We start from the raw sequence: 21,753 nt of genomic DNA on the forward strand, positions 1-21,753 counted from the left end.
TGCCGGCGGCTGTACCTGTCCCGGGACAAGGTTGGCCAATGGCAGTAATTCCGAAAATCCTCGTCTTTGCCGGGTCGCTGCGCACCGGCGCCTTCAGCGGCAGGACCGCCGATGTGGCGCAGAAGGAACTGGCCATGCAGGGCGCCGAGGTGACGCGCATTTCGCTGGCCGACTATCCGCTGCCGATCCTGGACGAAGACCTCGAAAAGGAAAAAGGCGTTCCCGACAATGCCGTGAAGCTCGGCCGGCTGATCGCCGCCCATGACGGGCTGTTGATTGCGACGCCCGAATACAACGGCTCGATCCCGCCGCTGCTCAAGAACACGATCGACTGGGTAAGCCGGGTGCGCACGGATAGCGGCCGCACGTTCAGGCCGTTTGCCGGCAAGGTCGCTGGCCTGTGCTCGTCTTCCAACGGACATTTCGCCGGGATACGCTGCATCAACCATCTGCGCGCCGTGCTGGTACGCTGCCAGGCGGAAGTGGTGACGCCGGAATGCTCGGTAGCCGATGGCGCCAGTGCCTTCGACGCCGACGGCAATTTCAGGGATGTGAGACTGAACAAATCGATGGAGCATTTATGCCGCACGCTGATCGAAACCTCGCATATGCTGTCGACCCGGGCATGATCCACGCGACCACAATGCGGGACCGGCTGATCGTCGGCCTCGACGTGCCGACTGTCAGGGAAGCCGAGCAGGCGGTGCGCGAACTCGAGGGCGTCGTCTCCTTCTACAAGATCGGCTATCAGCTGGCTTTCGCCGGCGGGCTCGACTTCGCCAGGGAGCTGGCCAGCGGCGGGACCAAGATCTTCCTCGACATGAAGCTGCTCGACATCGACCACACGGTGGCCAAGGGCGTCGAGAACATCGTGCGTATGGGCATGACCATGCTCACCATCCACGCCTATCCCAAGGCGATGCGGGCGGCGGTGGAGGCCGCCAAGGGCAGCGATCTCTGCCTGCTGGCGGTCAGCGTGCTGACCTCGATGGACGAGCAGGACGTGATCGACGCCGGCTATGAATACGACCCGCACACGCTGGTGCTGCGGCGCGCCGAACAGGCGCTGCATGCCGGTATGGGCGGCGTCGTCTGCTCGGCCGAGGAGGCGGAAGCGGTGCGGCGTATCGTCGGACCTGATCTGGCGGTGGTAACGCCCGGCATCCGGCCCAAGGGCAGCGACCATGGCGACCAGAAGCGCGTGGTGACGCCGGCCCAGGCAATCCGCAACGGCTCCAGCCATCTCGTCGTCGGCCGCCCGATCGTTGCGGCAAGCGACAGGCGCGCGGCGGCGGAAGCTATTCTAGAAGAAATGCGCTCCGCCTGACATTTTTCGAACCAGGAGAAAGAGAATGCCAAAGGGATATTGGGTCGCCCGCGTCGATGTGCGCGATGCCGAGGGCTACAAGGAGTATGTCGCGGCCTCAAAACTTGCCTTCGACCGCTTCGGCGCGAAATTCCTGGCGCGCGGCGGCGAGCACGAAAAGGCCGAGGGTCAGGGCCGCGCCCGCAACGTCATCATCGAGTTCGAATCGCTCAGCGTGGCGCATGATTGCTATCACTCGCCGGAATACCAGCGCGCCGTCGCCATCCGCCAGAAAGTGGCCGACGGCGAGATCGTGCTGGTCGAGGGTATCTGACGCGCGAACGCGCCGCTTAGAGCGGTTCACGGAATCGCTGAACCGCTCTAAGTATTTGTTCTTACGCAATTCCGGACGGAAAACCGCTACACACTTTTCCTGGAATTGCTCTAGTGTGGCGTCGCCAGCACGTCCGCTTGATGGCGGTGCCCCAGCATCTCATAGCCGACCACGCTGACGGCCGGCGCCAGCGTCAGGATGACGAGGCAGACCGCCATGTCGACGCCGGCAAGCACGGCGATGACAGCAAAGGCTAGCATGGCGGCGGTGCCCGCCAGCAGCCAGATGTGCAAGGGATCGAAGCGCCGCACGAGGTAATAATGCAGCGCATAGATCGCGCCCAGGAACACGGCCAGCGGAATGGCGGCCGATAGCAAGGTCGCCAGCGGACCGATATGCGCCTTGTGCTCGATGAAATAGGCCGCGACATGCAGCCCGGCGCCGGTGGCGACGATAGCAGCGACGGTCAGCATCTGGCCATAGCCCCAGACGAAACCGCGGTTGCGATGCTGGTGCAGCACCGGCGCCGAAGGCAGCATGTAGTAAACCCACCACATGCCGAAGGTGAGCCCCATGCCGGCGATGCCGACCAGCGCCGCATCGACGTTCCAGCCCTGCTCCTCGACCACGGCCGACAATGTCGCCAGCGTGCCGACCACCCCTTCGCCAAGCGCGATGATGGCGAACAGGCTGTAGCGCTCGGCGACGTGATGCGCATGCCATGGCGTGCCGCCATCCCTGCGCTCGGCAACAACCGGCCCGGCCATCTCGATGAGAAGCAGGACCGCGCCGAATGCCAGGCTCGCCGCCAGCGAGAAATCGACCAGGATCTGCACCACCCAGCCGATCTGCGCCACCGCGATGGCAATGGCGTAGGTGGAACAGGCGCCCCGCCGGGCGGGATCCTGCCGCGCCGCGCGCAGCCACTGGAAGATCATGGCGACGCGCATGATGACGTAGCCCAGCACCATGATAGAGTTGTCGAGGTGTTCGCCATGCTCAATGGAGGCAAACATGCGCGGCAGGCCAATGGCCAGCACCAGCACGCCGATCATCTGCACCATGGTGACGAGACGGAAAACCCAGTCGTCGGTGTCATACGCGGAGGAGAACCAGGAGAAGTTGATCCAGGCCCAGCAGATGGCGAAGCTGGCAAAGCCGAAGCCGAGCAGCGCCGCCGCATAGTGGCCCTCGGCCACGGCATGCGCCAGTTGCGACGAGGCAAGGCTGAAGGCGGTGACGAAGGTCAGGTCGAACAGCAGCTCGAGCGGGGTGGCAACACGATGGACCTCATGCGGGTCGCGCCCGGCCATGCGCCGGATATGATGGTGGAGGGAACTCGCTGGCGTGTTCATCGCGCGACCTTCGCTGAGGACTGTTGCGCGAGACTAAAGGTCGACCAAAAGCCGTCAAGGCTGAGCCCATCGCGCCGATGCGCGCGGGCTTCTTAGCTGGCCTTTCCGTTCAGCCGGTTCGCAGCTGTTGCGGCCATCGCATCGGCCAGCGTCATGCCCCATTGCTGCCGGCAATAGGCACGAAAATCGAAGCAAGGCAGGCCGGGGCAGACCTCGAATTCGATGAGGTGGACGTGATCGTTGGCCTCGACCCGGAAGTCGATGGAAAACACGTCGCGCAGGCCAAGCCCGCTGACCAGCCGTTCGGCGATGCGGCGGATGGTTGCCGCGGCTGCTGGCTGGCTGTCGGCGACCGGCTCCAGCACCGGCTCGCTGTAGAGCCCGGCAACCTTGGCGGCCTCGCCGGTGTCGCCGTAAAGCGCCATCGAGTCGGCCATGGTCTGGAAATCGCCGCCGGAGTCGACAAAGACGATGCCGAGCGCTTCCGCGCCGGTTCCCGGCTCGAGGCCAAGGAAACTGGCGCGCACGTTGCGGCCGGCGACATAGGGTTGGACGACGACATCATCGCGATAGGCAGCATAAACACGCCGGCTAAGTTCCAGCGCGTGCTCCAGCTCGTAGCAGTGCGAATCCGGCCAGATGCCGACCTTGGAGCCGAGCCGGTTCGGCTTGACGAACCAGCCGGCTTCTGAGGCCACCGGCTCGGCCAGCCAGCGGCCGTCGCGGGCAAGGCCGGCCTGCGGCACCGGCAGGCCGAGCGCGCCGAGCACGGCGCCGGAGCGGAACTTGTCCTGGCAGAGCGCAAACAGCGCATCGTCGGCGCCGATGGTTTTAAGCCCATTCAGCCGAGCGAGCGTGGGCGCCGCGGCACCGCGGAAATAGGCGATGCCGTCGGTCAGCGTCCAGACCAGCGTGGTCTGTGGATCGGCTTTCGCCAGAACCGTCGCCGCATCGTCGAGTTCGACCGGCATGAAAGCGAGGCTGCGCCGCTCGCAAGCCGCCGCGAGTTCATTGAATTCAGGCGCGATATCGGTCGACTGCGCCAGATAGGACGAGATTTCGAGCGCACGTTCGGCGGGGAAGCCATCCGCAACGAGACGATCGAGACAGGCCTTTTCCGGCTCGCGGACGAGGATCAGGGTCGGTTTTTTTTGCGGCATCTGATGCATCGCTCTATTTCAAATTCGTGCGCCAGCATCGCACGGCCGAGACAATCGGCTTGCGGGAAACCGACTGGTCCGGGCGATTGCGTAACAAGGCCTCGACGACTCGGACCGCGGGTGGAGATGAAGGTTCAGGAACGATCGGTGGCCGAAAGACAGCCGTTGCGCCCTAAGGTTTCACTCTTTGCCAACAGGTGAAGCGCATTGTTGCCCAGGACGATCATCTCGTTGCGAAGAGGGATGATGCCTTCGCTTCTAATGGGGCCTGGACCAACGGCGTTGCGGCCGCCAGGCACCTCGCTTACGCGCGCCTCGGCATCGAGAGTGAAAATCCCCGCATGGGAGAAGATTACCACTACCTTCAATGATGGGAACTCGGCGACATCCGTGAGGGTCTGCCTTGCCGGATCGAACGGCAAAGCGATAGGGGTAAGGCGATCCCCATCTCGCTCCCACAATCCTGTTGGTTTCCACACCAGGGTCTTCCCGATGCCCGCGACGCTGATAGCCCTGCCTTCCGAAAAATTGCTGGCAACGGGTTGTGGCCGTGGACGCACCAGGCGCGCATCAACCGGCTCTTCGAAGGTGCCGCCTACGTGCCTTGGGGGCAGTTCCACGGCGAACTCGTTCCAGTAAGTCTTGATCGCGATCGAGGTGCCGTTCGATCCCACCGCGGTGCCAGTTACAAAGTCCCAATTTTCCAAGGTCGCGATGAGGACGAGCCTGCCGTCATCGAAGCGCAGAAAAACACGGTCCCCGGCACTTATCAGCAGGGCGTTGATTTGAGGCAGGTCGAAGACCTGGCTTGGCCCGGGATGAACTGAGGGAGCGTCGACCGGCAACATGGCCAGGTGCATTTGGCGGTTGAGAAGGTAGAGTCCGGTTGAACCGGGAACAACAAGTCCGTCGAGGCGCGGAACGAATGTCGGAGTTCCGGGACGGTCCAACGAGACCTCTTTGCCCACAACGATTTGCTCGAAGCGCGTCGCGCCCGCATCGATCTTGAACAGGCCGTCGAATCCGTTTGTTCCAACGACGCGCTTCGTAGCGGGGTCGCGCGCGAAGCGATCATGAATTTCGTTGGATGGGAACTTGCCGCCAAACCGCACATAGCTGCCTGTCTCATCTATCGTCCATACTCCCGAGCGGTTGGACGGATAGATGATTGGCCGAGGAATGTCCGGAAGCATGACAACCCTGAACACCATCCGCCAGGCGTCTCCCCCGTCCGCTTCCGTTGGCTGGCCGTTGGTAATCGGGACGATACACAGTTGCGGTGACGGTTGGCCCGACGCGCCCGCGCCGGATGCAGCCACTGCCAAGAAGAGGCCGGCCAGGAGCGACCTTGCGTACAGGCGCGAGGCCGCGGCTCTCAACCAGTGCGCGAACATGACCATCGATGGACAATGCTCTCACCTCGGGAGCAGTTCAACACACGCAGCGCTCTACTTGCCAGTATAGTTGCCCGAGACCTAAGGACCGGCACCGAGACGTCAGGCGATCAGCACGCGCGGCTCGAAACGGCCGTTGACGGGGATGTCGAGCAGGAAGGTCATGCCGGCCTGCGGGTCGAGCTTGCGCTGCTTGTCGTCCTTGCCTTTCCAGGCCGAGGTCACCGCCAGCCGGTCGGCCTTGGCGCCGACAAAGGCCGGGCACGAGGACTGCCCCGCCGGCATGGCAATTTCACGCAACAATGTGCCGTCGGGCGAGTAGGCCTTGACCGCCTTGCCGCCCCAGACCGCATTCCACAGCACGCCGTCGCGGTCGACGACCGAGCCATCGACATAGCCTTTCGACGAGCGATGGTCGACGAACACTTTCGACTCGCCGACCGGCAGGCCCGTCGCCGGATCGCAGGCGACGCGCATCAGAAGGCCGATCGAAGTATCGGTGTAGTAGGCGATTGTCCCGTCTTCCGAGAAACAAATCGAGTTCGACACGGTGATGCCGGTGTAAAGTGTGCGCAACTCGCCTTTGAAGAACCAGTAGATAGCGCCGGCACCCTTCTCCTCACCCTTGCCCATGGTGCCGACCCAGAAGGCGCCGCACGGGTGGACACGCGAATCGTTGGAGCGCGTCAGCGCGTTGCCGGCCTCGATGGGCGTGTGCAGCGTAAGCTTTCCGGTCGTCACATCGCGGACCTGCAGGCCGGTTTCAGTGGCGATCAGCTGGCGCTTGTCGTCGATGATGGCGATGGCGCTGGCCATCTGGCCGAGCTTATGGACCTTTAATGCGCCTGACGTGACGCCCTGCTCCAGCAACAGCCCGTTGACGATGTCGAACCAGAACAGCGCACCGGTGGCGGGATCGTAGCTCGGACCCTCGCCCAACTCACAGACATAGTCCGAAAAGACCGAAACGTTTTCCATCACGCCTCTCCGCCGAATGCCGCATCCCAAGCCGTCACCGCGGCTTTGGCGCGCGTCGCCACCTCATCGACGCTCATGCCTGGCTTGAACAGGCTGGAGCCGAGGCCGAAAGCGGTTACCCCGGCGGCTTTGTAGCCGGCAAAGTCTTTCTCCGAAACGCCGCCGACGGCGCCCACCACGGTGTCGGCCGGCAACACGGCGCGCATCGCCGAAATGCCGCCGGGACCGAGCACGCTTGCCGGGAAGAATTTCAGCGCCGAAGCGCCAAGCCGGATCGCCATAAAAGCTTCGGTGGGCGTGAACACGCCGGGCATCGTCACCATGCCATGATGCATGGCGCGGGCCATGACATCGGCGTCGATGTTGGGGCTGACCAGCAGTCTACCGCCCGCCTTGGCCAAGGCGTCGACATCGGCCGCCGTCAGAACCGTGCCGGCGCCGACCAGCGCCGTTTTGGGCAAAGCCGCGACAATGCTTGAGATCGACACGAACGGTTCGGGCGAATTGAGCGGCACTTCGATGGCTTCGATGCCGGCATCAAACAATGCCTGGCCGATGGCAACAGCCTCGGAAGGCTTCAGCCCACGCAGGATGGCGACGAGGCCGCGCTTGAGTTTCGGAAAAGGTGCGGTCTGGGTCACGCGGTCACTCCATTTCTGGCAATCATGCCATTTTCCCGCGCGGCCTCGATCAGGCCGGCACGCACCGCCTCATCGGCGTCGACCGTCCTGACGGCAAGCCCGGCAAGGTCGAGCGCCTGCCGATATAGAGCCGCAAGCGCGCCGGAGGCGACCAGCACGATGGCGGTGGCGCTTTCGCCGTAACGGCGGCCCGCCGAAGCGATCTCGCCGCCGATCAGCAGGCCGGACAGGCAGGCGGCGGCATCGTCGGCCTTGAGGTCCTGCAACAGACCTGCGGCGCGGATCGAAAACAGCCGCGAAGTGACGTCGCCACCTTCGGCCAGCGCCTTGCGGCACCAGTCCTGGAAGAATGGATTGTCTGGCGTGACCGGCTTCGGATTGTCGCCCAGCGAATGGCGCAGGATCGAATGCTGGGCGAGCACTGAGAACAGCTCGCCGGTCGGCCAGGTGCAGAAGCCATCGACCGCGCCATCCTCGACCAGCACCCATTTCGAATGGGTGCCGGGCATGCAGACGAGATGGCGTCCATTAGCCGGCAAACCGGCGCCAGCCAGCTGGGTTTCCTCACCACGCATCACATCCGGCGCATCGGCCAGCCGCTGCGCCAGTCCAGGCACGATGCGGATGTCACGGCTGAGGCCAGGAATGCGGGCGGCGCCCGCGAGGATCGCGCCGATCGGCGCCGGCACGGTGACATAGGGCGCCTCCAGCCACCCTTGGCGGGAGCCTGCCATGCCGCAAATGATGACCGGCAACGAAGCCGGCGCGCCGAGCGCCGCCAGATGGCCCTCAAGGATGGTGGCAAACCCCTTTTGCTGGGCGGTGATCAGCCCGTCATCGCCGCGGCGTTCGGCCAGAACCCCACCCGCCTCGTCGATCAGCCAGACCCGCATGCGGGTCGTGCCCCAGTCGACGGCGGCGACGGCCGGCGCTTTGCTTGTTGAATTTTGACTTGCTGGGCTCACAGGAACCCTCCGTCGACGATCAGCATTTGAGCCGTCAGCATACGCGAGGCGTCCGAAGCCAGGAACAGCACGGTGCCGACCATGTCGTCGGGCTGCATGACCTCTTTGATACACTGCTTGGCGACATGGGCGGCAAGCCTCTCCTCGGTGACCCAGAGTTCCCGCTGACGATCGGTGATCACCCAGCCCGGCGCAACAGCGTTGACGCGAATGCCGTCGACACCGAGCTTGCCGGCAAGACCCTTGGTCAGACCGAGGATGCCAGCCTTGGCGGCGGTGTAGGCCGGCATGTCGGGGTGGTTGATGAGATAAGAGGTCGAGGTAAAATTGATGATCGAGCCGCCGCCGGCCCGCTTCATGCCCGGCGCCACTGCTTGTGCGGTGAAGAAGTGCGGGCGCAGATTGATGGCAAGGTTGTTGTCCCAGAACTCGACGGTGACGTCGGCGACATCATGGCGTTCGTCCCAGGCGGCATTGTTGATCAGCACGGTAACGTCGCCATGCGCCTCAGCCGCTTTGGCGGCCGAAGCGCGCAGCGCCTCGACGTCGCGCAGATCGGTCTTGAGGTAGAGCGGCCGCCGGCCGAGTTCCTTTTCGACGCGATCGGCGAGCAGCGTGCTTGGACCATCGGCGATGTCGATGAAGGCGACATGGGCGCCCTGGCGGACAAAACCCTCGGTCAATGCCGCGCCAATGCCGGAACCGCCGCCGGTGATCAGCACCGAGGCGCCCCTGAGGTCGGCAAAGTCCGCCGATGGCATCATATTTTTTCTCTCCCGGTCCCGGTCGGCGCGCATCCTAGCCAGCCAAGTCCGGGGAGCAAGGGCGAAAACGGTGATTTCGTCGCCTTATGTCAGACAAAAGGACGCAAGACATCGGACCAGGCCTGCCCAAGGCAGGAACCTCTACCCACTCGATGCGGCGGGGCGCCCGGTCAGATTGCCTTGGCGTAAAGCGCCCCGCGATAGGAATCGCGAAGGTAGCCGAGCGTGGCGTCGGCATCGACCGGCTTGCCGAACAGATAGCCCTGCCCGCCGGCGCAGCCGAACTGAACAAGACGGTCGGCCTGCGCTTCCTCCTCGATGCCTTCGGCGACGACGTCCATGCCGAGGCCTTCGCACATGGCGAGAATGGCACGGATGATGTGCTCCGACGGACGGTCGTCGAGGATGGAGGAGACGAAGGCGCGGTCGATCTTGAGCTTGTCGAAATGGAACTCGCGCAAACGGCCGAGCGAGGACTGGCCGGTGCCGAAATCGTCGAGCGAGACGCGGATGCCGACGCGGCGCAGATCCTCGACGATCTTCTCGGCCGAGGCCGGATCGTTCATCAGGCCGGTTTCGGTGATCTCGATCTCCAGCCGGCGCGGATCGAAGCCGGTGCGATCGAGGATCGACAGTATGTGCAGGCCCGTGTTCTGGTCGACGAGCTGCGAGGGCGACAGGTTGAAGGACAGGAACAGGTCCTTCGGCCAGCTGCGCGCCGCTTCGGTCGCCTTGCGCAGCACCAGCTGCGACAGCGGGCCGATGATGCCGCGCTCCTCGGCGATGGGAATGAACACTGTCGGCGGGACGACGCCGAGGTCGCGATCGGTCCAGCGCGCCAGCGTCTCGAAGCCGATGGTGCGGCGGGTGTTGAGATCGACGATGGGCTGGAAATGCGGTTCCACCTCGCCGGCCGAGACGGCGCGGCGCAGCGCCTGTTCGATACGGGTGACGCGCTTGGCCGCCTCTTCCATTTCACGGGTATAGACGACGACGCGGCCACGGCCCGAACGCTTGGCGTGGTACAGCGCCGTTTCAGCCTTGTGGACGAGGATTTCGGTGGTTTCGTCGCCGGAATAGAACAGCGAGCAGCCGACCGAGGCCGAGAGCCTGGCGGTGCGTTCGCCGACATCATAAGGCGCCGACAGAATTTCGATCATCATGCGCGACTTCTCGGCCGCGGCTTCCTCCGAGAACACCATCGGATAGAGAAAGGCGAATTCGTCGGCGCCGATGCGGCAGACGGTGGAGTGGCTGTCCATCGAGGCGCGCAGCCGCATCGCCACCTGGATCAATATGTCGTCGCCGGCCTTGTGGCCGAACAGATCGTTGATCGGCTTGAAACCGTCGAGATCGAGAATGCCGACGGTGAAGGGCGCGGGATCGTCGGCGCGGTCGCTGATCAGGCGGTCGACCTTGTCGAAAAAGCGGCGATGGTTGCCAAGCCCGGTCAGCGTGTCGGTGAACGCCAGATCGGTATTTTCCCTGCTTGCCTGCCCGGTGCCAAACGTCGTTTGCATCGGTATCCCTGTTTTGACGTGCGAAATCTAGGCTGAGACTGGCAGCAAAGCGTTTAGGAACCGTATCGCGAAATCGATTTTTCGCTAGCGAATGATGCTTTAGCGGACCCGGTAGAGTTCGACCGGGTTTCCGCGCGTTTCGGCCACCGGTTCGAGCCAATCGGGGACGCTTCCCTGCATCAGCCCGGCCAGGAAGCCTTGCGGCGCCTTGGCGGCGAGCACTTTGGTTTCGGCACTGCCGCGGCAGAGGGCCACCAGGCCGACATGGTGCTGCGCCACGATCGCCTTGGCCTGCTCAGCCGACCCGAGGAAGGCATCGAGCGCAAGCAGGTCGCCGGCGATGTTGCGATGGTAGGGGCCGGCAAAGACACGGTGGCCGGAATAGGCCAGGATGGGCGAGCCGAGATTGGAAATCGCAAGCACCGTGGTGTCCGGCAGCCCGGCCAGTGCCGCGAAGGAGGCCTTGCGCGTGCAGGCCGGATCGGCGTCCTTGGCCGCAGCGGAGACCTTGTCGGCCTCGAATGCGCTCGAGGTGGCGGCGGCAGCGCCGGCCCAGACGGCATTCACAGACACCAGCCAGACTGCCGCCATGCGCAGCGACACGCTGCGCGAAGGGCTGATGCTGGCCCGTTCGCGCCAGCTTGCGATCCAGGCCGACAGCGGGATGACGGCCAGGGCGATCGAGAATGTCGAGCCACGGACCTGCCAGACGCTGACGATGAAGGCGGCGACCAGCAAGGCACCAACGAGGCTGTCCTGGCGGCGCCAGGGTCCACGCAGGCGAAGCGCCATCAGCAGGATCGCCACCAGCGGCGTGACATAGCGCGCCGCCAGCGAGGCCGGTTCGTTGACGGCGATATGGAACAGCGACTGTGCCTCATCGATGTGGTCGAGCCACAATTCCTTGAGGCGCGGATCGAGGTTTGCGTAGGGCGCCGCAAGGCATTGCGGGAACAGCGCCACGACGACGGCGGCCAGCACAAGCGCGAGCAGGCCGAGCGAGATCAGGCGGCGGCTGGCCGTGCCATTGGACAGCTTGAGCGACGTCACGACGGCAAGGCCCAATCCGGCGACTGCCGCCACCACGAATTGCACTGCCGAGAAGGCATCGCACTGCGCCTGGCCCCAGGCCGATGGCGGGATGGTGGTGACGAAGACGAGCGCCGAGACTCCGGCGAAACCGAGACCGAAGTCCCTTGCGATCCGAAGCTCGCCACCGGGATCGACGACAAACAGCAAGGCGACGCAGGCGCCGATGGTGGCGACATAGGGCGCGGTTTCCATGCCGACGGCCAGCGTCAGTGCAGCGCACAGACCCGAAATCAGCGCCGCCCAGCGGTGCGTGGGCGCCTCGAGCAGCAGGCTGAGGCTGGCCATGGTCAGCATCAGCTGGACATTGTGATGATCGAGCGCACCCGGCAAGAAGATGCCGATGAAATGCAGTGCCGCCGCGCCGATGACGATGGCGGGCAGTACGGCGCCGGCGCCGGCGAAGCTGCGCGCCGCGCGGGCGAGGCAGAACACCGCCAGGCAAAACAGCAGCGCCGGCCACAGCACCTGTGCGATCGCCTCGGCCATGGCCGTGCTGCCGGTCAGCGCCGAGGCGGCGAGGATGATGGCGGCGAGCGGCGCATCGACCAGCCGCGACCAGTGCATGACGAAGCCGCCTTCCGGCCCCATCCGGTACTGATGCAGGTCAAACCAGCCCTGGCCGGCCAGCATGTCGCGAACCTCGACCAGCCGCAGCAAGCTGTCATTGTCGCCGCCGGCATTGCTCAATTCGCGAAAGCCGGTGGTGGCATTGACGGCCAGCGCCACCAGCATGGCAAGCAGCGCCAGCGTCATATCGGACTTCCAGGAGGAAGCACCCGCCTTGGCTGCGTTCATCGTCATGGCCTTTGTCGGAAAGAAGCTCGACTTAAACCTAGCCTTAACAGCTTCAATAAATAGTAAAGTCGCCTGAGCGAGGCCGCATTTGAGCGCGGCCGGAGGCTCCGCCGGGCATCGGGAGACGGAAATGCCGCACGAAGTCCGCCACGAGCCGGCCATTGCCGTGCTCCTGCCCTGCTACAATGAGGAATTGACCATCGCCGAGGTGGTGCGGGGGTTTCGCGAGACGCTGCCGTCGGCCACGATCTATGTCTATGACAACAATTCGCGCGACCTGACGGCACTAAAGGCCCGCGCGGCCGGCGCCATCGTCATCCGCGAGCCGCGCCAGGGCAAGGGCAATGTCGTGCGGCGCATGTTCGCCGACATCGATGCCGATATCTATCTGATGGCCGACGGCGACGGCACCTATTCGCCGGAAGATGCGCCGCAGCTGATCAACATCCTGCAGACCGAGCGCTGCGACATGGTGGTGGGCACCAGGCGCGGCGTTACCGACGATGCCGGCCGTTCCGGCCATGCCTTCGGCAACCGCATCTTCAACAGCCTCTACAAGCGGCTGTTCGGCACCGACTTCACCGACATCTTCTCCGGCTACCGCGTCTTCTCCAGGCGTTTCGTCAAGAGCTTTCCCGCCGTTTCCGGCGGCTTCGAGATCGAGACCGAAATGTCGGTGCATGCCTCGCAGCTCAAGCTGCCGGTGAGCGAGATCGCGCTCGACTATGGCCGCCGGCCTGAGGGATCGTCGTCGAAGCTGTCGACCTATCGCGACGGCGCCAGGATCCTGTGGATGTTCGCCATGCTGATGAAGGAGACGCAGCCGCTGCGCTTCTTCGGCGCCTTCGCGATTTTCTTCCTGGCATCGAGCCTTACCCTGATGACGCCGGTGCTGATCGAGTTCGCCCAGACCGGCCTCGTGCCGCGCATGCCGACCTGGGTGCTGTCGGTCGGCCTGCTGCTGTTGTCGATGCTTGCGATGGTGACCGGACTGATCCTCGATTCGGTTTCGCGCGGACGCGCCGAGCAGAAGCGCATCTTCTATCTCTCGGTGCCGTCGGGCCGGGTCGAACGGCGCGAGCGTACCAATGAAACCGCGACGGCCGAACCGGGCAAGACGCCCCGGGCAGCCTGAGGCCGTGAGCCGGATCGCCCGCTTTGTCTTGGCCGGCGGCGTCGGCTTCGTCGCCGATGCCGCCGCACTCTGGCTTGTTTTGGCGGTGACGCCGCTCGGGCCCCTCGTCGCGCGCGTGCTGTCGATCGGCTTTGCGCTGTGTGTCACCTGGCAGATCAACCGGCACCTGACCTTTTCGCCGTCGAGCCGCGGCATGGCAAAGGAGGGCGCGCGCTATGGCGGCGTCGGCATCGCCACCAGCATCGTCAACTATCTCGTCTATTGCGCCATCCTGTTCGCGCTGCCGGAAATGCCGCCGCTGGCGGCACTTGCGATCGCCTCGCTGGTGGCCATGGCGCTGTCCTTCCTCGGCTATTCGCGGCTCGTCTTCGACCGCTGAGGGTCTGGGCCAAGCAAGCACGATTGGCAGAAGGCGCTGAGTTCCTTATATCGGCTGTCGTCGACCGCGCCGGAGACCGAAGATGCCGCTAAAAATCGCCGTCCAGATGGACCATGTCTCCACCGTCTCGATCGCCGGCGACACGTCGTTTGCGCTGTCGCTGGAGGCACAGCGGCGCGGCCACCAGCTGTTTCACTATACGCCCGACCGGCTGTCGATGCTGGGCGGCAAGGTGTTTGCCCGCATCGAGGAGATGAAGCTCCGCGACGAGAAGGGCAATCATTTTTCGCTGGGCGACAAGGTGCGCACCGATCTCTCGGAGATGGACGTGATCCTGCTGCGCCAGGATCCGCCCTTCGACATGAACTACATCACCACCACGCACATTCTCGAGCGCATCCACCCGAAGTCGCTGGTGGTCAACGACCCGGCCTGGGTGCGCAACAGCCCGGAAAAGATCTTCGTCACCGAATTTCCGGACCTGATGCCGGAAACGCTGATCACCAAGGACCCGCAGGAGGTCGCCGCCTTCAGAAAAGAGTTCGGCGATATCATCGTCAAGCCGCTCTACGGCAATGGCGGCGCCGGCATCTTCCATCTCAAGGAGGACGACCGCAACCTCGCCTCGCTGCTCGAGATGTTTGCCCAGCTGTCGCGCGAGCCCTATATCGTGCAGCGCTATCTCAAGGATGTACGCAAGGGCGACAAGCGCATCATCCTGATCGACGGCGAGGCAGTCGGCGCCATCAACCGTGTCCCGGCCGACCACGATTCACGCTCCAACATGCATGTCGGCGGCCGCGCCGAAAAGACCGAGCTGACGGAGCGCGAACGCGAGATCTGCGCCCGCATCGGACCATCGCTGAAGGAACGCGGCTTCATCCTCGTCGGCATCGACGTCATCGGCGACTACATGACCGAGATCAACGTGACCTCGCCGACCGGCGTGCGCGAAGTGCAACGTTTCGGCGGCGCCGACATCGCCAGCCTGTTCTGGGATGCGGTGGAAGCAAAGCGGAAATAGTTTCTCAAAGCGGTCCGGCGGTCTCGGATCGGCTGAGAATGGCCTCGAATGCCGCCACAAAAATATCGACGTGCTCCGGCTGGAATATCAGCGGCGGGCGGATCTTCAACACATTGTGGCCGGCGCCGCATGAGCTGATCAAGACGCCGCGCTTGCGCATGCCGTTTACCAGTCGCGTCGTCTCCGTTTTGTCGGGCGCGCGATCGGCAGCGACGATTTCGACGCCGATCATCAGGCCGGCGCCGCGCACGTCGCCGATTTGAGGATACCGGGCGCTGAGTGCCGCCAGCCGCAACCGAAGCGCATCACCCATCTGGCGGGCATTATCCATCAGCCTTTCGGATTGGATCGTCTCCAGAACCGCCATGGCGGCCGCGCAGGCGACGGCATTGCCGCCAAAAGTGTTGAAGTAACGTGCGTTAAGGCCGAACTCGCGAATGATTTGGGATTGCGCGGCAATGCCGGCGACCGGGAAGCCATTGCCCATCGGCTTGCCCATGGTGACCAGATCGGGGAGCACATTGTGGCGCTCGAAGCCCCACATCTGCGTGCCGGTGCGGCCAAAGCCCGACTGGACCTCATCGGCGATGTAGAGACCGCCGGCCGCGCGTATCTTTTGCGCCGCCGCGGCGAGGAAATTGCGCGGCTCCGCGAATATGCCGTCGCTGGTGAATATGGAATCGACGATGAGCGCCGCCGGCTTGATGCCGCGCGCGACCATCGCATCCAGCGCCACATCGACGCCGTTCAGGAAAATGGCGGCGGCTTCCGCGCCAAGGCGATAATTGTCGGGCGCCGGAACCTTGAAGACATGCGCGCCGAGCGGCACGTTCGGACTCAGCGACGGCGAGAACTGCGACACTGCGTCGGTTATCCCGTGATAGGCCGTCTCGGTGACGATCACCCCGGTGCCGCCGGTCTGGTATTTCGCGACCCTGTAGGCCAGGTCGTTGGCTTCGCTGCCGGAGCAGGTGAACATGACATTGTCGATGGCCGGCGGAAACGTCGCCAAGAGCCGCTCGGAATAGTCGAGGATCTCATCCTGGAGGTAGCGCGTGTGGGTGGCGAGAACCGAGGCTTGCCGGGCTATCGCCTGCGCCACGGCAGGATGCGAATGGCCGAGCGAAGATACGTTGTTATAGGCATCGAGATATTTCTCGCCTCCGGGCGAAAACAGCCAGACGCCCTCGCCGCGCGAAACATGGATCGGCTCCTGGTACATCAGCCGGTACGCGGTGCCGAGGACGCGTTCACGCCTTTCGACCAGCGCGTGCATGGTCTGCGGGAGCGGCGAGCTTCCGGGAATGAAGGCATTGGCCATGCTGGTATCGCGCGCGCTGCTCATTTCATGCCTTTCCACAGACGCCGTTGATCCAGGCGCGCTTCTCATCCCTCGACTGGCCGAGCAGCGCCGACAGCCCCGCCTGGGCGTTGGGCCTGTTGCGAAGGATATAGTGCTTGTTGTCGGGATGCGAACTCGCCCGCCACGACGCGACCAGCACGGTCGTGGCCATGCGCGAGGCGATGAGAAAGGGCACCAGCGCGATCTCGGCATCGGTGAGCTTCAGCCGCCGGTGATAGCTCGCAATGAACTCCTCCAGCGGAAGCAGCGAGCCTCTGGCGTCGGAGAAATGGTAACTGGCGGCGACCGCGACGTCATTGACGAGCGGCGCGTGGATGATGTCGCCGAAATCGATGAGGCCGGCCACCGCCTCATTGTTGGTCTGGTCCATCAGCACATTGTAGAAATTGAGGTCGTTGTAGATGATTTGCGCTCGCAGGCTGGGAATTTCCGGCGCAACGACATCGGCGAAGTCGCGGATGGCGCGCTCGGCCAAGCCGCGCAGGGCCTCATCCTCGACAGTGCCGAGCAGCGGCTCCAGCCTTGGCAGATCCATGCTGTTCCACGGCAGGCTGTGGCTCTGCGCGGGATGGGAGAAGTTCTGAAGCCCGATATCGAGCTCGGCGAGCAGGGTTCCCAGATTTTGCCGCACGCCACGCGTTCTGGGTAGCGCATGGAGCGGCACGCCCGAGAGGTAGCTCAGCAGCCGAACCACGCTGGTGCGGCCTTCCCGCAGCGCGATCGGTGGCTCGACGCTGCCGTCCAGCGCCGGCACGATGCGTGGAACGCGAAGGCTTGGCCGCGTTGCCTCGAGATGAAGCAGCGCGCTCGTCTGGAGATTGGTGACGGCGGGCTCTTCCGCGGGATTTGATATCTTCAAGACATATTTCGCACCGTCCAGCGTGGTCAGCAGGAAATTCATGTCGCGCTCGGCAGTCAGCACCTGGGCTTGCGCGCTGACGCCGAAGACATCAAGACCGATCTGCTCGGCCTCGTCGGCAAGCGTCGCTGGCGCTTTCGAGGAAAGCGGGCCCTCAAGGTCGGGGATGGAAATCATTCTTGGATCGAACCTGGACATTGGAAAGCGCCAAGACGCGCGGTGGCGAGAGGTACATCCGTTTCCGATTCCCTGGTCGCTATGCCTACAGGCGAATATCGTTTGGCAGCATCATCGCCGCTGTTTCCACGAGCGATGCCAAGCGCCGCGGCGGGTGAACACTGCGAGATCCCCGCGCGAAGCGATACCGCGTGCCGCCAACACATGTTCCTGTAATGTTCTTGCCTAAGCCTGAAATCTGTGGTTGTCTTGTGCCAGCATCGCTCGCGGCCTGAACATAAGGCCAGGGTGAGCCGTCATGAGGGGCTCAAGACAAACATGGTGGCGCGGGTTCGCACGGTTGCTTTCCAGGGCATCGAGGCCGTGCCGGTCGATGTCCAGGTGATGATCGCGCCAGGCAAGGTCGGCATGCAGATCGTCGGCCTGGCCGACAAGGCGGTGGCCGAAAGCCGCGAGCGGGTGCAGGCGGCGCTGCATGCGTCAGGCCTGTCGATGCCGTCCAAGAAGGTGACGGTCAACCTCGCTCCGGCCGATTTGCCCAAGGAAGGCAGTCATTACGACCTGCCGATCGCGCTCGGCCTGATGGCGGCGCTGGGCGCCATTCCGGGCGACATGCTCGCCTCCTATGTCGTGCTCGGCGAATTGTCGCTCGACGGCACCATTGCCGCGGTTGCCGGTGCGCTTCCGGCGGCGATCGGCGCCAACGCAGAGGGAAAGGGCCTGATCTGCCCATTCGGCTGCGGGCCGGAAGCGGCCTGGGCGGGCAAGGATTTCGACATATTGGCGCCGCGCAGCCTGATTGCGATTGCCAATCATTTTCGCGGCACGCAAGTCCTGTCACGGCCCGAGCCCGGCATCCATGTCTCGGCGCGCGACCTGCCCGACCTCTGCGACATCAAGGGCCAGGAGAGCGCCAAGCGAGCGCTGGAAGTGGCGGCAGCCGGCGGCCACAACCTGCTGATGGTCGGCCCGCCAGGCTCGGGAAAATCGATGCTGGCACAAAGGCTGCCGTCGATCCTGCCGCCGCTGGCGCCGAAGGAGCTTCTGGAAGTCTCGATGATCGCTTCGGTGGCGGGCGAGCTCGGCGAAGGCAAGCTGACCGATCGGCGGCCGTTCCGCGCGCCACATCATTCGGCCTCGATGGCGGCGATGGTCGGCGGCGGCTTGCGGGTGCGGCCGGGCGAGGTCTCGCTCGCCCATCACGGCGTGCTGTTCCTCGACGAGTTTCCGGAATTTTCGCCGCAGACTCTGGACGCGCTGCGCCAGCCGCTGGAGACCGGCGACTGCATGATCGCGCGCGCCAACCACCGCGTTACCTATCCGGCGCGCATCCAGCTGGTGGCGGCGATGAACCCGTGCCGCTGCGGCATGGCGGGCGAACCGGGCTATCGCTGCCTGCGCGGCGAGCGCTGCCGCACCGACTACCAGGCGCGCATCTCGGGCCCACTGCTCGACCGCATCGATCTCAGGATCGAAGTGCCGGCAGTGTCGGCCGCCGACCTGATCCGGCCGGATCGGGCGGAGAAAAGCGCAGCGGTTGCGCTGCGCGTCGCGCGAGCGCGGACCATCCAGCGCGAGCGTTTCGAGCGGCTCAGCGTCACCAGCGCGACGACCAACGCGCATTGCTCGCCTTCGATCATCGAAGACATCGCCGTGCCGGATGCAGCCGGCCTGTCGCTGCTGAAGGACGCCAGCGAAAAACTCGGCTTTTCCGCACGCGCCTATCACCGGGTGCTGAAAGTGGCGCGCACGCTCGCCGACCTCGACGCCAGCGAAACCGTCGGCCGCATCCATCTGGCCGAGGCGATTTCCTATCGCATGATGTCGGAGCGCGTGGCGCAGGCGGCGTAACGGCGCCGCACATCTCAATGTGCGACCTGCACACGCTGGCCAGCGAGTGCCGCACTTCGTTTACTGGACGCCGCATCAGGCGTAGCGTGTACAAACCAGGATTAGCCGGCATGGAAGCAAATAAACCGACCCAGACGGCAAACGGTCGCGTAGGCGCATCGCTCGCCGCCGGCGGGCTCGTAGCCGCCGCCGTCAGCCTGCTCGTTGGCCTAACACTCTGGGCGCTGATCGGCCATGACGCATGGTGGATTCATCCAGCGGCGACTGGAACAGGCTGCTACTTGGGAATTATGAGCTACAACCGGCTGAGGAATAGAGCGTAGCCCAGATTATCCCCATTGAGAGCCAATGGGCGTTGTTTATTCTCTTCAGCCTCGCTCTTTCGCCTTCAGCTCCAGCCGCCGTGCATGCAGCACCGGCTCGGTGTAGCCGTTCGGCTGCTCGCGTCCCCTAAACACCAGGTCGCAGGCAGCCTGGAAGGCGATGGAGCCTTCGAAGTCGGCGGCCATCGGCCGGTAGAGCGGGTCGCCGACATTCTGCAGGTCGACGATTGCCGCCATGCGGCGCAGCGAATCCATCACCTGGATCTGCGAGCAGACCTTGTGGTGCAGCCAGTTGGCGATGTGCTGCGAGGAGATGCGCAGCGTGGCGCGGTCTTCCATCAGGCCGACATCGTTGATGTCAGGCACTTTCGAGCAGCCGACGCCCTGGTCGATCCAACGCACGACATAGCCCAGAATGCCTTGCGCATTGTTGTCGAGCTCGCGCTGGATCTCGTCCGGTGTCCAGTTCGGCCGCACAGCCACCGGCACCGACAAGATGTCGTCGAGCTTGGCCTTCGGCCGGCTCTTCAGCGCCGCCTGGACCGCATGAACATCAACCTTGTGATAGTGGGTAGCGTGCAGCGTGGCGGCCGTCGGCGACGGCACCCAGGCGGTGTTGGCGCCGGCCCTGGGATGGGCGATCTTCTGTTCCAGCATCGCCGCCATCAAATCCGGCATCGCCCACATGCCCTTACCGATCTGGGCGTGGCCGGCCAGCCCGCATTCGAGCCCGGTGTCGACATTCCACGCCTCATAGGCGGAGATCCAGGCGGCCTGCTTCATGTCGCCTTTACGGATCATCGGGCCGGCTTCCATCGACGTGTGGATCTCGTCGCCGGTGCGGTCGAGGAAGCCGGTGTTGATGAACACCACGCGCTCCTTCGCCGCGCGGATCGCCTCCTTGAGGTTGACGGTGGTCCGCCGCTCCTCGTCCATGATGCCCATCTTGATGGTATTTCTGGCCATGCCGAGCAGCGCCTCGACGCTGTCGAAAATCTCGACGGCGAACGCGACTTCCTCAGGCCCGTGCATCTTCGGCTTCACCACATACATCGAGCCGGCGCGGGAATTGGCGCGGCGCCCCTTAGGCCCGACATCGTGCAGGGCAATAAGCGCCGTCAGCGCCGCATCCATGATGCCTTCCGGCACCTCGTTGCCGTCGCGGTCGAGGATCGCCGGATTGGTCATCAGGTGGCCGACGTTTCTGACCAGCATCAGCGAGCGACCGGGTAGGCTCAGCGCATCACCATTCGGCGCTGTCCAGGCGCGGTCAGGATTGAGCTTGCGGACAAAAGACTTGCCGCCCTTGCTGATTTCCTCCGCCAGGTCGCCCTTCATCAGGCCGAGCCAGTTGCGGTAGACCACGACCTTGTCCTCGGCATCGACCGCCGCAACCGAATCCTCGCAGTCCTGGATGGTGGTCAGCGCCGATTCCAGCACGATGTCGGCAATGCCGGCCGGATCGGTGCGGCCGATCTGGTTGGCCCGGTCGATCCGGATTTCGATGTGCAGGCCGTTCTGGCTGAGCAGGATGGCTTCCGGGTTGGCGGCGTCGCCACGATAGCCGGCAAACTGTTTCGGATTGGCCAGCGTGGTGCCGCCGGCGCCGGCGCCAAGCCGCAAGATGTTGCCCTGGACTGTAAGCCCGTTGACGCCAGCCCATTTGCCGGAGGTGAGCGGCACGGAGTCGTCGAGAAAGCTCTTCGCCCAGGCAACCACTTTGGCGCCACGCACGGGGTTGAAGCTTTTGCCCTTTTCGGCCCCGCCGGTTTCGGGGATGGCATCGGTGCCGTAAAGCGCATCGTAGAGCGAACCCCAGCGCGCATTGGCGGCGTTGAGCGCATAGCGCGCATTCATCACCGGCACCACCAGCTGCGGCCCGGCGACGACGGCGATTTCGGGGTCGACATTGTCCGTGCTGACGCTGAAGGCCGGGCCTTCCGGCACGAGATAGCCGATCTCCCTGAGGAAGCTCTTGTAAGCCTCCATGTCGATCGGCGCGCCATTGGCGCGGTACCAGGCGTCGATCTGTTCCTGCATGGCGTTGCGCTTGGCCAGCAGCGCCCGGTTCTTCGGGGCGAGATCATGGACGATGGACGAGAAGCCGTTCCAGAAGGCGTCAGCCGCGATACCGGTTCCAGGCAGCGCTTCGCCGGTGACAAAGTCATGCAGTTCCCGGGCAATCCGCAATCCGGCGATCTCGACGCGATCGGTCATCAGGGCTTCTCCAGATGAAAGGCTTTGCGGCCTTTGGCATGTCAGGGGTGAGGGGTCAATTCAGCTTAGGGTGAAGGTGGGGAGAATCGCGGCCGGCGGAGCTGCTAATCTCCCCCCTCGA

Annotated in this window: 19 protein-coding genes; 7 read left to right on the plus strand and 12 right to left on the minus strand. The window is 64.3% G+C overall.

Going from position 1 to position 21,753, the window contains the following annotated elements:
* The first annotated feature begins 38 nt into the window (after positions 1 to 38).
* The 3 genes from AC1DZ8_RS04960 to AC1DZ8_RS04970 are packed head-to-tail and all read left to right on the plus strand — an operon-like array spanning position 39 to position 1,640.
* Positions 39 to 629, plus strand: a complete 591-nt coding sequence (locus AC1DZ8_RS04960; RefSeq protein ID WP_477305038.1) for an NADPH-dependent FMN reductase — start codon at positions 39 to 41, stop codon at positions 627 to 629.
* Positions 626 to 1,327 carry an orotidine-5'-phosphate decarboxylase gene (gene pyrF / locus AC1DZ8_RS04965; RefSeq protein ID WP_477305040.1) on the plus strand — a complete coding sequence of 234 codons (702 nt, stop codon included), beginning with the start codon at positions 626 to 628 and terminating at the stop codon, positions 1,325 to 1,327. The genes AC1DZ8_RS04960 and pyrF overlap by 4 nt, the downstream gene beginning before the upstream one ends.
* 25 nt (positions 1,328 to 1,352) lie before the next feature.
* Complete coding sequence (locus tag AC1DZ8_RS04970; protein WP_477305042.1) at positions 1,353 to 1,640, plus strand: DUF1330 domain-containing protein; 288 nt, start codon at positions 1,353 to 1,355, stop codon at positions 1,638 to 1,640.
* Positions 1,641 to 1,750: 110 nt separating this feature from the next.
* On the opposite strand, the gene AC1DZ8_RS04975 is transcribed toward AC1DZ8_RS04970, so the two are convergent.
* From AC1DZ8_RS04975 to AC1DZ8_RS05015, 9 genes are all read right to left on the minus strand, one after another.
* A complete protein-coding gene (locus AC1DZ8_RS04975; RefSeq protein ID WP_477305043.1) occupies positions 1,751 to 2,995 on the minus strand; it encodes a low temperature requirement protein A in 1,245 nt (414 codons plus the stop codon).
* A 92-nt stretch (positions 2,996 to 3,087) separates the two neighbouring features.
* Entirely contained in the window at positions 3,088 to 4,155 is a 1,068-nt protein-coding gene (locus tag AC1DZ8_RS04980; RefSeq protein WP_477400382.1) for a D-alanine--D-alanine ligase family protein, read from the minus strand.
* A 134-nt stretch (positions 4,156 to 4,289) separates the two neighbouring features.
* A complete protein-coding gene (locus tag AC1DZ8_RS04985) occupies positions 4,290 to 5,555 on the minus strand; it encodes a hypothetical protein (protein ID WP_477305047.1) in 1,266 nt (421 codons plus the stop codon).
* A 96-nt stretch (positions 5,556 to 5,651) separates the two neighbouring features.
* Complete coding sequence (locus tag AC1DZ8_RS04990; protein ID WP_477305049.1) at positions 5,652 to 6,527, minus strand: SMP-30/gluconolactonase/LRE family protein; 876 nt, start codon at positions 6,525 to 6,527, stop codon at positions 5,652 to 5,654.
* Positions 6,527 to 7,168, minus strand: coding sequence for a 2-dehydro-3-deoxy-6-phosphogalactonate aldolase (locus AC1DZ8_RS04995; RefSeq protein ID WP_477305051.1), 642 nt, complete (start codon positions 7,166 to 7,168; stop codon positions 6,527 to 6,529). Before AC1DZ8_RS04995 ends, AC1DZ8_RS04990 begins: the two co-directional genes overlap by 1 nt.
* Positions 7,165 to 8,133, minus strand: a complete 969-nt coding sequence (locus tag AC1DZ8_RS05000; protein WP_477305053.1) for a 2-dehydro-3-deoxygalactonokinase — start codon at positions 8,131 to 8,133, stop codon at positions 7,165 to 7,167. The genes AC1DZ8_RS04995 and AC1DZ8_RS05000 overlap by 4 nt, the downstream gene beginning before the upstream one ends.
* On the minus strand, positions 8,130 to 8,897 hold the full coding sequence (locus AC1DZ8_RS05005) for an SDR family NAD(P)-dependent oxidoreductase (RefSeq protein WP_477305055.1): 768 nt from the start codon (positions 8,895 to 8,897) through the stop codon (positions 8,130 to 8,132). The genes AC1DZ8_RS05000 and AC1DZ8_RS05005 overlap by 4 nt, the downstream gene beginning before the upstream one ends.
* A gap of 170 nt (positions 8,898 to 9,067) precedes the next feature.
* The gene (locus tag AC1DZ8_RS05010; protein ID WP_477305057.1) at positions 9,068 to 10,417 is read right to left on the minus strand and encodes a putative bifunctional diguanylate cyclase/phosphodiesterase; all 1,350 of its coding nucleotides are present in this window, start codon (positions 10,415 to 10,417) and stop codon (positions 9,068 to 9,070) included.
* A 99-nt stretch (positions 10,418 to 10,516) separates the two neighbouring features.
* Entirely contained in the window at positions 10,517 to 12,310 is a 1,794-nt protein-coding gene (locus AC1DZ8_RS05015; protein WP_477400385.1) for a GtrA family protein, read from the minus strand.
* Between the two features lie 124 nt (positions 12,311 to 12,434).
* Here AC1DZ8_RS05015 and AC1DZ8_RS05020 point away from each other — a divergent pair, with 124 nt between their 5' ends.
* The 3 genes from AC1DZ8_RS05020 to gshB all read left to right on the plus strand — a co-directional run bounded on the left by AC1DZ8_RS05020 (position 12,435) and on the right by gshB (position 14,842).
* Entirely contained in the window at positions 12,435 to 13,439 is a 1,005-nt protein-coding gene (locus AC1DZ8_RS05020) for a glycosyltransferase (RefSeq protein WP_477305061.1), read from the plus strand.
* A 4-nt stretch (positions 13,440 to 13,443) separates the two neighbouring features.
* On the plus strand, positions 13,444 to 13,818 hold the full coding sequence (locus AC1DZ8_RS05025) for a GtrA family protein (protein WP_477305063.1): 375 nt from the start codon (positions 13,444 to 13,446) through the stop codon (positions 13,816 to 13,818).
* Positions 13,819 to 13,900: 82 nt separating this feature from the next.
* Positions 13,901 to 14,842: a glutathione synthase gene (gene gshB, locus AC1DZ8_RS05030; protein ID WP_477305065.1), complete on the plus strand. Its 942-nt coding sequence runs from the start codon at positions 13,901 to 13,903 to the stop codon at positions 14,840 to 14,842.
* A gap of 4 nt (positions 14,843 to 14,846) precedes the next feature.
* On the opposite strand, the gene AC1DZ8_RS05035 is transcribed toward gshB, so the two are convergent.
* The gene (locus AC1DZ8_RS05035; RefSeq protein ID WP_477305067.1) at positions 14,847 to 16,187 is read right to left on the minus strand and encodes an aspartate aminotransferase family protein; all 1,341 of its coding nucleotides are present in this window, start codon (positions 16,185 to 16,187) and stop codon (positions 14,847 to 14,849) included.
* A gap of 1 nt (position 16,188) precedes the next feature.
* Entirely contained in the window at positions 16,189 to 17,262 is a 1,074-nt protein-coding gene (locus AC1DZ8_RS05040; RefSeq protein ID WP_477305069.1) for a phosphotransferase, read from the minus strand.
* A gap of 297 nt (positions 17,263 to 17,559) precedes the next feature.
* On the opposite strand from AC1DZ8_RS05040, the gene AC1DZ8_RS05045 reads away from it, so the two are divergent.
* Entirely contained in the window at positions 17,560 to 19,092 is a 1,533-nt protein-coding gene (locus AC1DZ8_RS05045; RefSeq protein WP_477305134.1) for a YifB family Mg chelatase-like AAA ATPase, read from the plus strand.
* A gap of 368 nt (positions 19,093 to 19,460) precedes the next feature.
* Here the strand turns inward: AC1DZ8_RS05045 and AC1DZ8_RS05050 are convergent, their stop codons facing one another.
* Positions 19,461 to 21,632 carry a malate synthase G gene (locus tag AC1DZ8_RS05050; protein WP_477305071.1) on the minus strand — a complete coding sequence of 724 codons (2,172 nt, stop codon included), beginning with the start codon at positions 21,630 to 21,632 and terminating at the stop codon, positions 19,461 to 19,463.
* Positions 21,633 to 21,753: the final 121 nt, after the last annotated feature.

It is taken from the genome of Mesorhizobium sp. P2_F7, assembly GCF_056403695.1.

Bases quoted from the DNA above. Each gene is read 5' to 3' on its own strand.
- AC1DZ8_RS04975 (WP_477305043.1), bottom strand. From the start codon at position 2,995: ATGAACACGCCAGCGAGTTCCCTCCACCATCATATCCGGCGCATGGCC.
- gshB (WP_477305065.1), top strand. From the start codon at position 13,901: ATGCCGCTAAAAATCGCCGTCCAGATGGACCATGTCTCCACCGTCTCG.
- AC1DZ8_RS05015 (WP_477400385.1), bottom strand. From the start codon at position 12,310: ATGACGATGAACGCAGCCAAGGCGGGTGCTTCCTCCTGGAAGTCCGAT.
- AC1DZ8_RS05045 (WP_477305134.1), top strand. From the start codon at position 17,560: ATGGTGGCGCGGGTTCGCACGGTTGCTTTCCAGGGCATCGAGGCCGTG.
- AC1DZ8_RS04990 (WP_477305049.1), bottom strand. From the start codon at position 6,527: ATGGAAAACGTTTCGGTCTTTTCGGACTATGTCTGTGAGTTGGGCGAG.
- AC1DZ8_RS04970 (WP_477305042.1), top strand. From the start codon at position 1,353: ATGCCAAAGGGATATTGGGTCGCCCGCGTCGATGTGCGCGATGCCGAG.
- AC1DZ8_RS05035 (WP_477305067.1), bottom strand. From the start codon at position 16,187: ATGAGCAGCGCGCGCGATACCAGCATGGCCAATGCCTTCATTCCCGGA.
- AC1DZ8_RS05005 (WP_477305055.1), bottom strand. From the start codon at position 8,897: ATGATGCCATCGGCGGACTTTGCCGACCTCAGGGGCGCCTCGGTGCTG.
- pyrF (WP_477305040.1), top strand. From the start codon at position 626: ATGATCCACGCGACCACAATGCGGGACCGGCTGATCGTCGGCCTCGAC.
- AC1DZ8_RS05010 (WP_477305057.1), bottom strand. From the start codon at position 10,417: ATGCAAACGACGTTTGGCACCGGGCAGGCAAGCAGGGAAAATACCGAT.
- AC1DZ8_RS05020 (WP_477305061.1), top strand. From the start codon at position 12,435: ATGCCGCACGAAGTCCGCCACGAGCCGGCCATTGCCGTGCTCCTGCCC.
- AC1DZ8_RS04960 (WP_477305038.1), top strand. From the start codon at position 39: ATGGCAGTAATTCCGAAAATCCTCGTCTTTGCCGGGTCGCTGCGCACC.
- AC1DZ8_RS05050 (WP_477305071.1), bottom strand. From the start codon at position 21,632: ATGACCGATCGCGTCGAGATCGCCGGATTGCGGATTGCCCGGGAACTG.
- AC1DZ8_RS04985 (WP_477305047.1), bottom strand. From the start codon at position 5,555: ATGGTCATGTTCGCGCACTGGTTGAGAGCCGCGGCCTCGCGCCTGTAC.
- AC1DZ8_RS04980 (WP_477400382.1), bottom strand. From the start codon at position 4,155: ATGCCGCAAAAAAAACCGACCCTGATCCTCGTCCGCGAGCCGGAAAAG.
- AC1DZ8_RS05040 (WP_477305069.1), bottom strand. From the start codon at position 17,262: ATGTCCAGGTTCGATCCAAGAATGATTTCCATCCCCGACCTTGAGGGC.